At 60.7% G+C, this 13,472-nt stretch carries 10 protein-coding genes; all 10 read left to right on the top strand.

What is annotated here, in order from left to right; genetic code table 11:
- Positions 1–44: 44 nt before the first annotated feature.
- Positions 45–929 carry a hypothetical protein gene (locus tag HBN54_RS11740; protein WP_168673400.1) on the top strand — a complete coding sequence of 295 codons (885 nt, stop codon included), beginning with the start codon at positions 45–47 and terminating at the stop codon, positions 927–929.
- A 77-nt stretch (positions 930–1,006) separates the two neighbouring features.
- Positions 1,007–2,029 (top strand): vWA domain-containing protein, encoded by a 1,023-nt coding sequence (locus HBN54_RS11735; protein WP_168673399.1) that lies wholly within the window; start codon positions 1,007–1,009, stop codon positions 2,027–2,029.
- A 164-nt stretch (positions 2,030–2,193) separates the two neighbouring features.
- Positions 2,194–2,868 (top strand): YggS family pyridoxal phosphate-dependent enzyme, encoded by a 675-nt coding sequence (locus HBN54_RS11730; protein WP_168673398.1) that lies wholly within the window; start codon positions 2,194–2,196, stop codon positions 2,866–2,868.
- Between the two features lie 133 nt (positions 2,869–3,001).
- Positions 3,002–4,186, top strand: a complete 1,185-nt coding sequence (locus HBN54_RS11725; protein WP_210428044.1) for a lysophospholipid acyltransferase family protein — start codon at positions 3,002–3,004, stop codon at positions 4,184–4,186.
- 42 nt (positions 4,187–4,228) lie between these two features.
- Complete coding sequence (locus tag HBN54_RS11720) at positions 4,229–4,591, top strand: four helix bundle protein (RefSeq protein WP_168673397.1); 363 nt, start codon at positions 4,229–4,231, stop codon at positions 4,589–4,591.
- 44 nt (positions 4,592–4,635) lie between these two features.
- Entirely contained in the window at positions 4,636–5,610 is a 975-nt protein-coding gene (locus HBN54_RS11715) for an alpha/beta hydrolase (RefSeq protein ID WP_168673396.1), read from the top strand.
- Between the two features lie 250 nt (positions 5,611–5,860).
- Complete coding sequence (locus tag HBN54_RS11710) at positions 5,861–6,466, top strand: phasin family protein (protein ID WP_168673395.1); 606 nt, start codon at positions 5,861–5,863, stop codon at positions 6,464–6,466.
- Between the two features lie 134 nt (positions 6,467–6,600).
- Positions 6,601–8,286: an ABC1 kinase family protein gene (locus HBN54_RS11705; RefSeq protein ID WP_168673394.1), complete on the top strand. Its 1,686-nt coding sequence runs from the start codon at positions 6,601–6,603 to the stop codon at positions 8,284–8,286.
- A 350-nt stretch (positions 8,287–8,636) separates the two neighbouring features.
- On the top strand, positions 8,637–10,739 hold the full coding sequence (locus HBN54_RS11700) for a hypothetical protein (protein WP_168673393.1): 2,103 nt from the start codon (positions 8,637–8,639) through the stop codon (positions 10,737–10,739).
- Between the two features lie 237 nt (positions 10,740–10,976).
- Positions 10,977–13,373, top strand: a complete 2,397-nt coding sequence (locus HBN54_RS11695) for a TonB-dependent receptor (RefSeq protein WP_235955504.1) — start codon at positions 10,977–10,979, stop codon at positions 13,371–13,373.
- Positions 13,374–13,472 lie beyond the last annotated feature (99 nt).

Here is a 13,472-nt window from a genome sequence, read left to right as displayed (position 1 = left end):
ATAGTGGATTACTACCCCGGGCAAGATGCTTCGCTGCGCTCTGCATGACGGTCTTTCTAATAAATAGCATTTCCGCCCAGGCCCAGACTACCCCGACGCCCATTCCGCAGGGCCGCTTTCAGAAGCAAACAACCCTAGTGGGCGAGCCGCTCGACTACGAGCTGCGCTACGAGCACGCGCCCGATTTGGAAGTGGTTTTTCCGGACTCACTGGCCCGGTTTGCGCCGTTTGAGTACGCGGGCAAAACCTTTTTTCCTACCCGTACCCGAGGGGGCATCAGCCTCGACCGGGCCGTGTACCACCTGCGCACGTTCCGGCTCGATTCGGTGCAAACCCTGGCCCTGCCCGTGGCCGTGCTGCAAGGGGCCGATACGCTGAGCATTCTGCCGCCGCCCAGCCGGGTGCGCCTGCGCCGCACGGCCGCGCCGCAGCCCAACGCCACCGAGCTGCCCGACCTGCGCCAAAACCTGGCCCTGGTGCCCATCGAGCCCATTTTCAACTACCCTTACTGGATTGCCGGGGCGCTGGCGGTACTGCTGCTGCTGGCGGGGGGCGCGGCGCTGTTTCGGCAGGGGCTGGTGCGGCGCTACTCGGCCTACAAGCGGCGCAAAAACCACGGCTATTTCCTGGCGCAGTTTGCGCGGCACGTCGAGCGATTCGAGCTCTCGCGCTCGGCCACCAACGTGGAGCGCGCCGTGGTACTCTGGAAAAACTACCTCGCCGGCCTCGAAAACAGCGGCCTGAACTCCTTCACCACCCGCGAAATCGTGGCGTATTTCGAGAATGATTCCGATGTGCGCAAAGCTCTGAACGCTACCGATAAGGTGATTTACGGCAACGTACAAACCGAAGAAGCCGCCGAAGTTGACCGCGCCTTTCAGCGCCTGCGCGGCTTTGCCGAGCGGCGGTACGCGTCCGTCACGGGGTAGCGCATACAGGTAAAAAAGAACGTCATGCTTCGCTGCGCGCTGCATGACGTTCTTTTGTCATTCGTATACCATTTTAATTGAACGACTTTTTCAACCTTCTGCGCTATACCACGCTGGCCGGCTACCAGTGGCAGCAGCCGCGCCTGCTGCTGCTCATTGCGGCCGTGCCGCTGCTGTTTGGGCTGCGCTGGCTGCTGGCGCGGCGGCGGGCGCAGGTGGTGGTGGCCTTTGCGCCCGGCCCCGTGCGGCGCGACTGGGCGGCCGTGCTGCGCTTCGTGCCCGATGTGGTGCTGGCCCTCGCCCTCAGCTTCGCCATTGTGGCGCTGGCCCGCCCGCAGCGCACCGATGAGCGCGTGGAGCAGTCCGGCCGGGGCATCGACCTCGTGCTGGCCCTCGACGTGTCGGGCTCGATGGAAATTGAAGACCTGCGCCCCAATCGCCTCGAAGCCGCGAAGCGCATTGCCACCGATTTTGTGAATTCCCGCGCCGGCGACCGGCTCGCCCTGGTGGCCTTCGCCGGCGAAGCCTACTCCCTGGCCCCCCTCACCACCGACTACGACCTGCTGCGCGAGGACCTCCGTAGCCTGCGCGTGGGCATGATTAAGGAAGACGGCACGGCCATTGGCACGGCCCTGGGCGTGGCCACCAACCGCCTGCGCGAGTCCACGGCCAGGTCGCGGGTGTGCATCCTGCTATCGGATGGCGAGAACAACGCCGGCAGCCTCGACCCGCTGCTGGCCGCCCAGCTGGCCCACGCCTTCGGCATCCGCATCTACACCATCGGGCTGGGCAAGGACGGTTTTGTGCCCTACGGCCAGGACTCCCTGGGCCGCACCCGCTACGTGAACACCCGCCTCGACGAAACCACCATGCGCCAGCTGGCCGCCGCCGCCGATGGCCGCTTCTTCCGGGCCACCGATACGGGCGCTTTGCGCGAGGTGTTCGCCCAAATCAACCGCCTCGAAAAATCCGAAATCAAGCAGCTGCGGTTTCGCAATACCAAGGATTTCTACCGGCCGTATCTGTGGCTCAGCATTGCGCTGTGGCTGCTGTGGCTGCTGCTAAAAAGCACGTTTCTGAGCAACCCGCTGGAGGACTGACATTCATTTAACAGTTATCATTTAACATTTAACAGTTGTTCAGCGGTTACAAGTGGCAGGGGCCTTTCCCCGTGCGTGGAAGCAGTGTAAGCGCACTGGTTAATTGGGAAATGGCAAGTGAGCTGATGAAAACAAATTGTTAAATGTTAAATGATAACTGTTAAATGACAAGCTCCATCGCCGATAACATTCACCGCATCAACGCCGAGCTGGCCGGCACCGCCGCCCGCCTCTGCGTCGTCACCAAAACCCACCCCGTCGAGCTGCTGCAGGAGGCCTATGCTGCCGGGGCGCGCTGCTTTGGCGAAAACCGGCCCCAGGAAATGGCCGCCAAGCAGCCCCAGCTACCCACCGATGTGGAGTGGCACCTCATCGGCCAGCTCCAGACCAACAAGGTGAAGCTGCTGGCCCCATTTGTGCACACCATCCAAAGCATCGACAGCCTGAAGCTGCTGCGCGAAATCGACAAGCGTGCCGCCGAAGGCAACCGGGTTATCAACGGCCTGCTGCAGTTTCACATCGCCGCCGAAGAAACCAAATCCGGCCTCTCGCTGGCCGAGGCCGAGGAAATGCTGGCCTCCGAAGAGTATCAGCAATTCCGGAATGTGCGCCTTACCGGCGTGATGGGCGTGGCCACCTTCACCCCCGATGAGCACCAGCTGCGGCAGGAGTTTCAAACGCTGCACGGCTACTTCGACCACCTGAAAGCCACGTATTTTACCGATGCGCCGGCATTCTGCGATATTTCGATGGGCATGAGCGGCGACTACGCGCTGGCCGTGGCCGAAGGCAGCACGCTGGTGCGGGTGGGCAGTGCCATTTTCGGCCGCCGGGGATAAGGGGCGGCCGCGCTCGGCGAACCGCAGCGTTGGCCTCCGCGACTTCTGCGGGAACCGGTATTAGCACAAGCCACCAAGCGCGGCGGTAGAAATTATCCTATCTTCCGTCCCTCGTCCGCCGCAAATTCCCACCATGCCTGCCACTACCGCGTCTTCGTTGCCCCCACCGGCCATTGTGGCCAACCAGCACATCTACGACGACTATTTCCGGGAAGAATTCACCCAAACGCTGGACGAAAACATCCTGCAGCTGCTCGACCGCGTGTGGTTCCGCTCCGAGCTGGTGGGCTTCGAGCACTTCCCGCAGCGCAACAATCCCGACCGGCCGCTCATCTTCGCCAGCAACCATTCCGGCATGGCCTTCCCCTGGGATGCCATCGTGGCGCTGTCGCACCTGTGGCGCCACCTGCTGGCCAAGAATGGCAATATCAGCGACTTGCCGCGCCCGCTCTCGGCCCCGCTGCTCTCCCAAACTGCCCTGATGAACCCGTACCTGGTGCGCGAATTCTGGAAGAAATGCGGCAGCGTGGATGCCACGACGCTGAATTTCGAAACCATGATGTACTACCAGGACCACAACCTGATGCTGTACCCCGAGGGCGTGCCCGGCATCGGCAAGGGGTTCAACCGCAAGTACCAGATTCAGCGCCTGGCTACCAGCATGGTGCGCCTGGCCCTGCAGCACGGTACCGACATCATCCCGTTCTACACCATCAACGCCGAATACCTCAATCCTTACGCCTACAGCTTCGAACCAATCAACCGGCTGACCAAGAAAATCGGCATCCCATTCCTGCCCCTCACGCTGCTGCTGGTGCTGGTGCTCATTCAGCCCTGGGCCTTTTACCTGGCTTTCCCGGCCAAGCTCACCTTCGTGATGGGCACCCGCATCCGCCCGTCCGACCTCACCGATAAAACCGTTGATGAGCTGACCCGCGAAGAATACCTGGCCCTGAGCGACCAGGTTCGCCAAAAAATGCAGACCGAAATGGATGCCGCCGTGCTCGCCCACGGCCAGAAGCCCTACCGCTGGGCCGAGCTCTGGCAGCGCATCAAGGAAAACCGTCGCTTCTTCCCGTTTTTCCTGCCCTTCGCCTGGCCCGCCATGTTCACCGAGTTCGAGCGCCTTTATGTGAAGGAGGGCCGCCGCAGCTTCCGCATGCAGCTCGATAAGCCCGGCGCGTGGCTGAAAATGCTCTGGCGCAACCCCATAACCCTGGCCTATTTCATCCCGTTGATAGGCTGGATTCCGCTGGCAATAAAAGGTTACAAAGGCAATAAGCTGGGGCAAAAAGTGGGAGGTAATTATAAATTTTGAATTATAAATTATAAATGGCTGGCATGGGCCGTCAGTTTTGAAATGAAGGATAATATCATTGTTGACAAAACGTACGCATTTGCATCGCGCATTGTGAAGCTGCATAAATATTTGACACAGGAGCAACGAGAATACGTCCTTTCAAAACAGATTTTAAGAAGCGGAACATCGATAGGTGCCAACGTGGAGGAAGCAGTGGCTGCTTCCTCCCGCACCGATTTTATCCACAAGCTTACCATCGCTGCCAAAGAAGCCTGCGAAACAGCGTATTGGCTGCGGTTGCTCCACGATAATGATTATTTACCTACACCAATATTTCACTCAGTTTATCAGGAGATTGACGAAATAAAAAGAATTATCGGCAGCATCGTTATTAGCACCAAAAGCACTAATGCCATACCCTGAAATAGCATTTATAATTTATAATTCAAAATTTATAATTCAAACCAATGCCCTCGTTTCAACACCTGCTGCTCAAGCAGTTCCTCACGGCGGCGGCCGCGCCGCTGGCCCGCCGCAAGCCCAGCGTGGGGGCCATTCGGCTGGCGATGGAAACCGGCGCACTATTCCAGTTCATGCCTTGGAAGGTGAATCTGGAAAGCTTTAAACTTGATAACCGCCTTGAAGCCGAATGGCTGCGGCCCCGCGCCGCGCACGCCACGCGAGTGCTGCTGTACCTGCACGGCGGCGGCTACGTGCTGGGCTCGCTGAACACCCACCGCAGCCTGGTGGGCAGCCTGGCCCAGCGTACGGGCCTCAACGTGCTCACCATCAACTACCGCAAGGCCCCTGACCACCCGTTTCCGGCCGCGCTGGATGATGCCCGGCGGGCCTACCGCTGGCTGCTACGCCACGGCCACCAGCCGCACGACATCGTGGTGGGCGGCGACTCGGCCGGGGGCGGCCTGGCCCTGGCCCTGCTGCTGGCCCTGCGCGATGCCGGCGAGGCCCTGCCCGCCGCCGGCATCGGCCTCTCGCCCTGGACCGACCTGAACCTGCCCATCACTGCCCTGCGCCGCGTGGCCCGCGAAGAAGGCCTCCTGCTCGAAGCCCTGCAAATGCGGACCTGGGGCCCCCTCTACGCCCACAAAACGCCCCTCACGTACCCGCTGCTATCACCCGCGCAGGCCGATTTGCACGGCCTGCCGCCGCTGCTTATCCAGATTTCCACGGCCGAAGTGCTGTATCACGACGTGGTAAAATTCACCCGCAAAGCCCAGGCTGCCGGAGTGTCCGTAACCCTGCAACCATTTGAAGGACTGGTGCATTGGTGGCATCTGTTCTGGCGCGTGGTGCCCGAGGCCCGGCAGGCCCTCGACCAGGTGGCAGCCTTCCTGACGGATATGTGGGCCCAGCCGCTGGCCGCGCCCGTGCGCCTGCCGCTGGCCGAGCGGCGCGTGTCGCTACGTCGCCGCGCCGCATAAGCTGTCGCTGAACGCATTGTGCAGCGTTGGGCCGAGGGTGGAATATTCAGGAAATTGAAAAAATAAATTCTCTTTTTGATGATTTTAGGCCACTTTTGGAGAAATCCGGCGTACACCGCTCAACTATGTTGGCGCGTGTGTGTAGGTTTGTATCGAATTTAGTCGGCTTGCATACTAATTTGGTATGGCAACGGGCTTTTATACAGTAGGTTCCCTTTTCTTTCTTTCACCCCAACTCGTTTCCTGCATCATGGAAGATTTGTTTAAAAAGTTCGTAAATGCTGGCGTCGGCTACATCGCCCAGGGCAGCAAGTCGGTCCAGAGCACCATTGAGAAATTGGTGAAGGACAATAAGATGACCCAGGCCGAGGGCAAGAAAATTGTGGATGAGCTGCTGAAAAGCGGCGAAACCAAACGCGTTGAGCTCGAAAAGCAGTTCCAGGGCATCGTGGACCGCGCCAAGAGCACCGTGGGCCTCGCCGATGCCAAGCCCGCCAAAGGTAAAAGCGCCGCCAAAAAAACCGCTGCCAAAGCGGCCACCAAGCCCGCTGCCAAAGCCTCCGGCGTAGTAAGCGCCGCTAAAACCACCGCTAACCAAGCTGCCAGCCGCGCCGCCGGTGCCGTGAAAAACGTGGCCGACCGCGTGAGCGCCGCCGCCGGCACCGCCCAGAAATCAACCGCCGCTACGGCTGCTGCCGCTGCAAAACCTGCTGCTAAGCCAACGGCTGCGGCCGCCAAAGCTGCTGCTAAGCCCGCCGCCAAACCCGCCGCGAAGCCGGCTGCGAAGGCCGCCGCCAAACCCGCCGCGAAGCCGGCTGCTTCGACTGCTGCGGCCAGCGGCGAGAGCAACTCGTAGTAATTTGCCTGCTAGTGCAAAACCCCGTTTGCTGTTTGCAAGCGGGGTTTTTTGTGTAATACTACCGGCCCGAAACGGAGGCGTAGCTCGCCTGAATCCGCGAAATCAGTTTAATCTGCGTAAATCTGCGGTCAATGTTTAAAAATACGATTTCCAACCTCTCCCGCATTCGGCAGGTGGCCGAGGTATTGCTGCGCTACGGCTTTGAGGACGTGGTGACGACCACGCCGCTGCGCCGCCTCGTGAGCCAGGCGCGCCGCCTGAGCTGGCAGCGGGCTGACCGGCAGGTGTTTGAAACCACGCGCTGGGAGCGGGTGCGCCTGATAATAGAGGAGTTAGGCCCTACATTCATTAAGCTGGCACAGGCCATGAGCAACCGGGCCGACTTGCTGCCCGAAGCCCTGATTGACGAGTTTGAGAAGCTGCAGAGCAACGTGCCGCCCTTCGAAACGGCCCTGGCCCGTCAGATTATCGAGGAGGAGCTGGGGCGGCCGATTTCGGAGGTCTTCAGCGAGTTCGATGATATTACGCTGGGCTCGGCCAGCATCGGGCAGGTGCACCGGGCGCGGCTGCTAACGGGCGAGGAAGTAGTAGTGAAAGTGCAGCGCCCCGGTGTGCGCGAAAAAGTGCGCTCCGACCTGGCGTTGCTGCACGAGTTGGTGCGCCTTACGGCCGGCTTCCTGCAAAAGCAGGGCCTCGCCAACCCGCAGGATATCGTGGACGCCTTCGAGCGCAGCATGAGCAAGGAGCTGGATTACACGGCCGAAGCCCGCTCAATGGAGCAGTTCCGCAAGCTTTACGAAGAATACACCACGTTTTACGTGCCCAAGCCTTACCGGGAGCTAAGCACGGAGCGCATTCTGGTGATTGAGTTTGTGAGCGGCTGTAAGATTACCGACAAGGTGCAGCTGCTGGAGTGGGGCCTGAGCCCGGCCGACGTGGCCGAAAATGGCATGGACATCTACCTGACCCAGATTTTTGAGTTCGGGATTTTCCACGCCGACCCGCACCCCGGCAATGTGCTGGTGCGCCCCGATGGCACCATCGTGCTCATCGATTTCGGCATGGTGGGCCGCCTCACCAAGCAGCAGAAATATGCCTTCGCGGGCGTGTTCATCGGCATGGCGCGGCAGGATGCCCGCAGCATGGCCCTGAATTTCCGGCGGCTGGCCCTCACGGCCGAAATTCCCGACATGCGCGCTTTCGAGTCCGACCTCAGCCAGCTGATTGAGGATTTCGCTATGCTTGACGTGAAGGAAATGAGTATGAGCGACTTGGCCGACGCGCTCCAGGGCATCATCTACAACTACAAATTGCAGGTGCCGGGGGCCGTGTTCCTCATCCTGCGGGCGCTGGTCATTTTGGAAGGCATCGGCAAGGTTTTGCACCCGAATTTCAACACCTTCGAATTTGTGGCCCCCTACGGCGCCAAGATTATCCGCGAGCAATACTCGCGCGAAAACCTGCTTACCGAAGCCGAATACACCGGCACGCAGCTGCTGGCCCTGCTGCAAACCCTGCCCGCCGATGTGCGTCAGATTGTGCGCAAAATCAGCAAAGGCGAGCTGCGCCTGAAGTTCGAGCTGGTGGGCTACACCACGCTGCTGCGCAAGGCCGACCAGCTGGTGAGCCGCACCATTCTGGCGCTGCTGTGCGTGGGCGGGCTACTGTTTTCGGGGCTGTCGCTGCTGGGCCATTACTCGGCCGCCATGCCCTACCACCGGGGCGTGCCCGAAATAACGTGGTGGAGCCTGGGCGCTACCGGCTTCCTGCTGCTGATACTGCTGCTGCTGGGCACCCGGCGGCGCGAGAAGTCGTAATGCCAGCGCTGGCCCAGCGCTGGCGCGAGTTTAGGCGAAGCCGTAATTCGTGCCGGGCTTTCGGGGGAGGCTGCGCCTCCCATTGGGGCGGGGCGGTCGCGCTTGCCGCTGGCGCGGCAGGGGAGGCGCAGCCTCCCACCACATCCGGCACGAGTTACGGCTTCGCCTAAACTCGCGCCAGCAGGCCAGCAATTCAATCAATAACTGAATTTGGACTAAGGGTTTGGCTGTGGGCCTTGCGTGGCCCGACCTTTGCGGCCGTGCGGGGGTATTTCGGCCCGCCTGCTGTAATGTCTGCTTCCTTCATCGTCCGCGTTACGTTTGCTGTTTTTGGGATTTTATGGGGATTGATGCCGCATTTCTCCGTTGCCCAGACGGCCCCGGTCGGCCCGCCGGTGCTGCGCGAAGCCACCCTGCGTACCGATACCGCCACCTACTTGCTGAGCCGCAACACCACGCTGGTGCAGGGCGTGCCCACGCTGTACTTCTGGTTCCGGCGCGACGATGAAACCGTGGAGTTGCGCCTCTACCCGGCCAATACCAACATTGCCAAGCCGTTGCGCCTTCGTCGTAATCCCGATTTTCAGCAGCTCGACTCGCTGACCCGGGAGGGCGACGGTAGTTTTCGCACGCGCCTCAAGTTTCAGAACCTGACCAGCAGCCGCTTCCTGCGCCTGGTGGTGGAGCAGGCCGCCGACTCGGCCGGGCGCGAGCCACGCCGCGAGGTGGTGCCGCTGTTGCCACTCGTGCACACTACGCTGGCGCTGCGAGTGGCTGATAACGAATTGTTTGTGGGTGAAGAAAAGGTGTTTGAGCTCACCAGCTCGAACACGCACAACGTGCATGCAACCGGCGAATGGGTGCGCGGCGCCGATTTCGACTACCGCCTGGTGGCCGAAGCCAACGGCACCCTGCGCCTGCACGTGCTGCCCAACCAGCTGGGCCTGCACACGCTGGCCGTGAAGCTGCAAACCGAGCGCCCGATTCTGCTGGCCGGCAACCGCATCAGCTACCAGCTGCCGGTGCTGAAGCAGGATTTCAACGTGAAGTCCAGCCGCCTGCGCTTCCTGTCGCCCGACAAGCGCAGCGTGACCATGGACGATGTGAGCCGTCGCAAGGGCACGGAGCTGATTCTGGACAACGGCCGCAGCTTCGACCTGCGCCATACCTACCGCGTGGAAGACCAGGAGGAACCCGGCGGGGAGCTCATCGCTGAAATATTCACCCGCCAGTTTCTCAGCAACGACCGGGTGCTGTGCTACCTGCGCCCCTACAACACCCACCGCCAGACCGAAGGCTACCTATACATCAAGGAAAATGACGTGGCCCGCTACCTCACCAACCTGGATATAACGCCCCAAACCGTGATTCGGAACGTGCAGGTGCTGCACCGGGGTGGCGAATGGACGTCCGGCCTGAGCGTGAGTCCCGGCGAAACCGTGGACGTGCGTCTCGAAGGCGAGGGCCTGCAAAAAGCCCGCATCTCGTTCGAGGACCTGCCGGTTATTCCGTCCGATTCGTCGGTGCGGACCGATGCCCGGCTGGTGTACCGCGTGCGGGTGCCGGTGAGCTATGATAAGCGGAAAAGCAATGTGTACAACGCGGGTCAGGCTACGGGCTACGCCCTGAGCATTAAAGAGTTTCAGCGGCCGCACCCGCTCGACTTTGTGTCGGTGGCGTATGGCGACGCGGCCCGGCCCATCACGCGGCTCAACGGCCCGGTGCTTTACGACGGCACCATTCGGGACGTGGTATTTCAGTTCAACCCCAATGCCATTGATACGCCCGATTTGCTGTTTGGCAAGCAGTACCTGACGTTCGAAATCCGCACCCTCAACAGCAAGGGCGAGCTGATTGAGCTGCGCAACGTGGAAAGCCTGCTGGTGTGCCCCGGCGACAACTCGCCCCGCTCCACTTTCTACCAGGACAAGCAGTGCCGCACCGACCCGCTCAGCCTGAACTCCCTGCTGGGCCGCAAAACCTATGACCTCGACGAGTGGAGCCGTATTGTGGTCACGGTCAAGCACCAGTCCAGCCAATACGCTGAGCCTGGCTATACCCAAACCGTAGAGCTGGTGCTGAAGCGCCGCTACAAGTTCGACATCGACGTGAGCTTTCCGGCCGGCCTGCTCACCCACAAGCAGGGCGATTCGGGCTTTGGCGACCTGGGCGGTATCTCGCTGGCCACGCTGGCCCAGTTCAGCTTCTACAGCCCCAACAAAATCAACCGCCTGCGGCCCTACAAAATAGGGGCGGGCTTCGTGGCGCTCAATGCCTTCAACCTGGGCAGCAGCAGTACCAACCGCGATTTGGGCGTGGTAATTCTCGGCTCGGTGTACCCCACGCGGCGCGAGGCCAAGTTCACGTTTCCGCTCTACCTGGGGGGCGGTTATCTGCTGGGCACCAGCCGGTGGTTCTACATGCTGGGGCCAGGCATTGGGGTCCGGTTGTAGCAAAATGCGCCTTCGCTAAAAGCCCCGTAGGGGCGACATATCGGTAGTAAGCAGGATAAAAAGAACGATAAAGCCCCATCGGGGCGACACTCGCCAGACGAGTGCCGCCCCGATGGGGCTTTATTAATGACAACCGGCCGGGTCGAAGCGGCACTTACTTGGCCCCATCGTCTGGCTTTTCCGGCCATTGGCATAAAAACCTGAAGGGTAGGCGGGGTTCGGCGGTAGTTTTGAGGCATGAAACCAACTCGTTCCGCTGTTCTTTCCTTTCATTGTCTGGCCCAATCTATTTATGGGGGGCGCTGGCCCTGGCTGGCGGCCGGCATCATACTGGCCGGTGCTACGCCACAAATGGTTCAGGCCCAGGGCCGCGTCACCATTAGTGGCACCATTAAGGATGCCAAAACCGGGGAGGATTTGACCGGTGCTTCCATTCGCATTCTGGAGCTGCCGGGCACGGGCACGGCCGCCAATACCTATGGTTTTTACACGCTCACGCTGCCGGCGGGCACCTACACGGTGGAGGCCAGCTTTGTGGGCTACGCCGCCCAGCCGCGCCAAGTGACGCTCGACAAAAGCCAGCGGCTCGATTTCAAGCTGGCCGGCGGCGGCCAGGAGCTGAACGAAGTGGTGGTGACTGGCCGCAGCAGCCAGGCCAACATCAGCAAAGCCCAGTCGGGCGTGGAAACGCTTGATATGAAGCAGATTGCCAAGGTGCCGGTGCTGTTTGGCGAGAAGGACGTGATTAAAACCCTGACTTTGCTGCCGGGCATCAAAACGGCGGGGGAAGGAAGCAGCGGCTTTTCGGTGCGCGGCGGCAACGTGGACCAGAACCTGATTCTGCTCGACGAAGCGCCCGTGTACAACGCCTCGCACCTGCTCGGCTTCTTCTCGACGTTCAATTCCGACGCCATCAAGGACCTGACGGTGTACAAGGGCGGGATGCCGGCGCAGTACGGCGGGCGGCTGTCGTCGGTGGTCGATATCAAGATGAACGACGGCAACAACCAGCAGCTGCACGGCAGCGGCGGCATTGGCCTCATTGCCAGCCGCCTGGCGTTGGAAGGGCCGATTGTGAAGGACAAGGGCTCGTTTCTGGTGACGGGCCGCCGCACTTACGCCGACATTTTCCTGAAGCTGTCGAACAACGAAACTACCAAGAACGCCCGGCTCTACTTCTACGATTTCAACGCCAAGGCCAACTACACGCTCGATGCCCGCAACCGCATCTACTTCTCGGGCTACCTGGGGCGCGATGTGCTGGGCATCAATACCTTCGAGAATAACTACGGCAACCAGACGGCCACGCTGCGCTTCAACCACCTGTTCACCGACCGGCTGTTTTCGAATACCTCGCTCATCTACAGCAAGTACGATTACCAGATAAAAATCCGGGCCAACGACTCCGATTTCAGTATCGACTCCAAGATTAAGGACTGGAATCTGAAGCAGGATTTTGAGTTCACGCCCAGCTCGAAGCAGACGCTGCGCTTCGGCCTGAACGCCATTTACCACACCATCACGCCCGGCCACGTTACGGCGGCGGCCGATGCGGCGGTAAATTCCACGGCCGACAAAACCAACTATTCGCTGGAATCGGCGGCGTACGTGTCGCACGAATGGGCGGCCACGGACAAGCTGGATTTCACGACTGGTTTGCGGCTTTCGGCCTTTAGCCTGCTGGGCGCGGGCACGTATTCGAGCTACAACCTGGCCGGCGCCGTGCTCAGCAGCCAGAGCTATTCGTCGGGCCAGGTCATCAAAACCTACCTGAACCTGGAGCCGCGCCTGGCGGTGAGCTACCAGCTGTCGGACAATACCGCCCTAAAAGCCGGCTACGCCCGCAACGTGCAGAACCTGCATTTGCTGAGCAACTCGGCCGCTTCGTCGCCCACCGATTTGTACGTGCCCACCACCAACAACGTGAAGCCCGAGCTGGCCGACCAGCTCTCGGGTGGCTATTTCCGCAAGCTGGGGGCTAATCAGGGCTATTCTTTTTCGGCCGAAGTGTACTACAAGTGGCTGCAGAACCAGATTGACTACCGCGACGGCACCCAGCTGCGCGGCAACCAGGACGTGGAAAGCACGCTGCTCTACGGCAAGGGCCGGGCCTACGGCATCGAATTTCTGCTGAAAAAGGAAACCGGCCGCCTTACCGGCTGGGTGGGCTACACGCTCAGCAAATCGGAGCGCCAGTTCACCGATATCAACAGCGGCAGCTGGTTCAACGCCCGGCAGGACCGGCCCAACGACCTTTCGGTGGTGGGCGTGTACCAGCTTTCGCCCGCCTGGAGCCTGTCGGGCACCTTTGTGGCCAGCACCGGCAACGCCGTGACTTTCCCTGTGGGCAAGTACCTCGTGGCCGGGCAGGTGGTGAGCCTCTACGGCCAGCGCAACGCCGACCGCCTGCCCGGCTACCGCCGCCTCGACGTGGGGGCCACCCTAGAAAAGCCGCAGAAAGAAGGCCACCGCTTCCACCACAGCTGGAATTTCTCCATCTACAACGTGCTGGGCCGCGAAAATCCCTACAGCATCACCTTCGAAACCAACCCTGACGACCCCTCGCGCACGCAGGCCCTTCAAACAGCCCTGTTCCGAATGGTGCCGTCCGTGACGTACAATTTCAATTTCTAAGGCAAAAGTTTCAGAACGAAAAAAGCGCGGTCATTCTGAGCGAAGCCGAAGCATCTCAACCGTCTAAGTAGTCAAATCGAATGCAATAGTTGTGCGGTA

It is taken from the genome of Hymenobacter artigasi, assembly GCF_012275535.1.
Classification (GTDB): domain Bacteria; phylum Bacteroidota; class Bacteroidia; order Cytophagales; family Hymenobacteraceae; genus Hymenobacter; species Hymenobacter artigasi.
Note: the sequence above shows the minus strand (reverse complement) of the source record. Positions and strands in the feature narration are given on the sequence as shown.

Excerpts from the sequence above, each read along its gene's own strand:
- HBN54_RS11740 (WP_168673400.1), top strand. The coding sequence starts at position 45 with ATGACGGTCTTTCTAATAAATAGCATTTCCGCCCAGGCCCAGACTACC.
- HBN54_RS11730 (WP_168673398.1), top strand. The coding sequence starts at position 2,194 with ATGACAAGCTCCATCGCCGATAACATTCACCGCATCAACGCCGAGCTG.
- HBN54_RS11725 (WP_210428044.1), top strand. The coding sequence starts at position 3,002 with ATGCCTGCCACTACCGCGTCTTCGTTGCCCCCACCGGCCATTGTGGCC.
- HBN54_RS11720 (WP_168673397.1), top strand. The coding sequence starts at position 4,229 with ATGAAGGATAATATCATTGTTGACAAAACGTACGCATTTGCATCGCGC.
- HBN54_RS11715 (WP_168673396.1), top strand. The coding sequence starts at position 4,636 with ATGCCCTCGTTTCAACACCTGCTGCTCAAGCAGTTCCTCACGGCGGCG.
- HBN54_RS11710 (WP_168673395.1), top strand. The coding sequence starts at position 5,861 with ATGGAAGATTTGTTTAAAAAGTTCGTAAATGCTGGCGTCGGCTACATC.
- HBN54_RS11705 (WP_168673394.1), top strand. The coding sequence starts at position 6,601 with ATGTTTAAAAATACGATTTCCAACCTCTCCCGCATTCGGCAGGTGGCC.
- HBN54_RS11700 (WP_168673393.1), top strand. The coding sequence starts at position 8,637 with ATGCCGCATTTCTCCGTTGCCCAGACGGCCCCGGTCGGCCCGCCGGTG.
- HBN54_RS11695 (WP_235955504.1), top strand. The coding sequence starts at position 10,977 with ATGAAACCAACTCGTTCCGCTGTTCTTTCCTTTCATTGTCTGGCCCAA.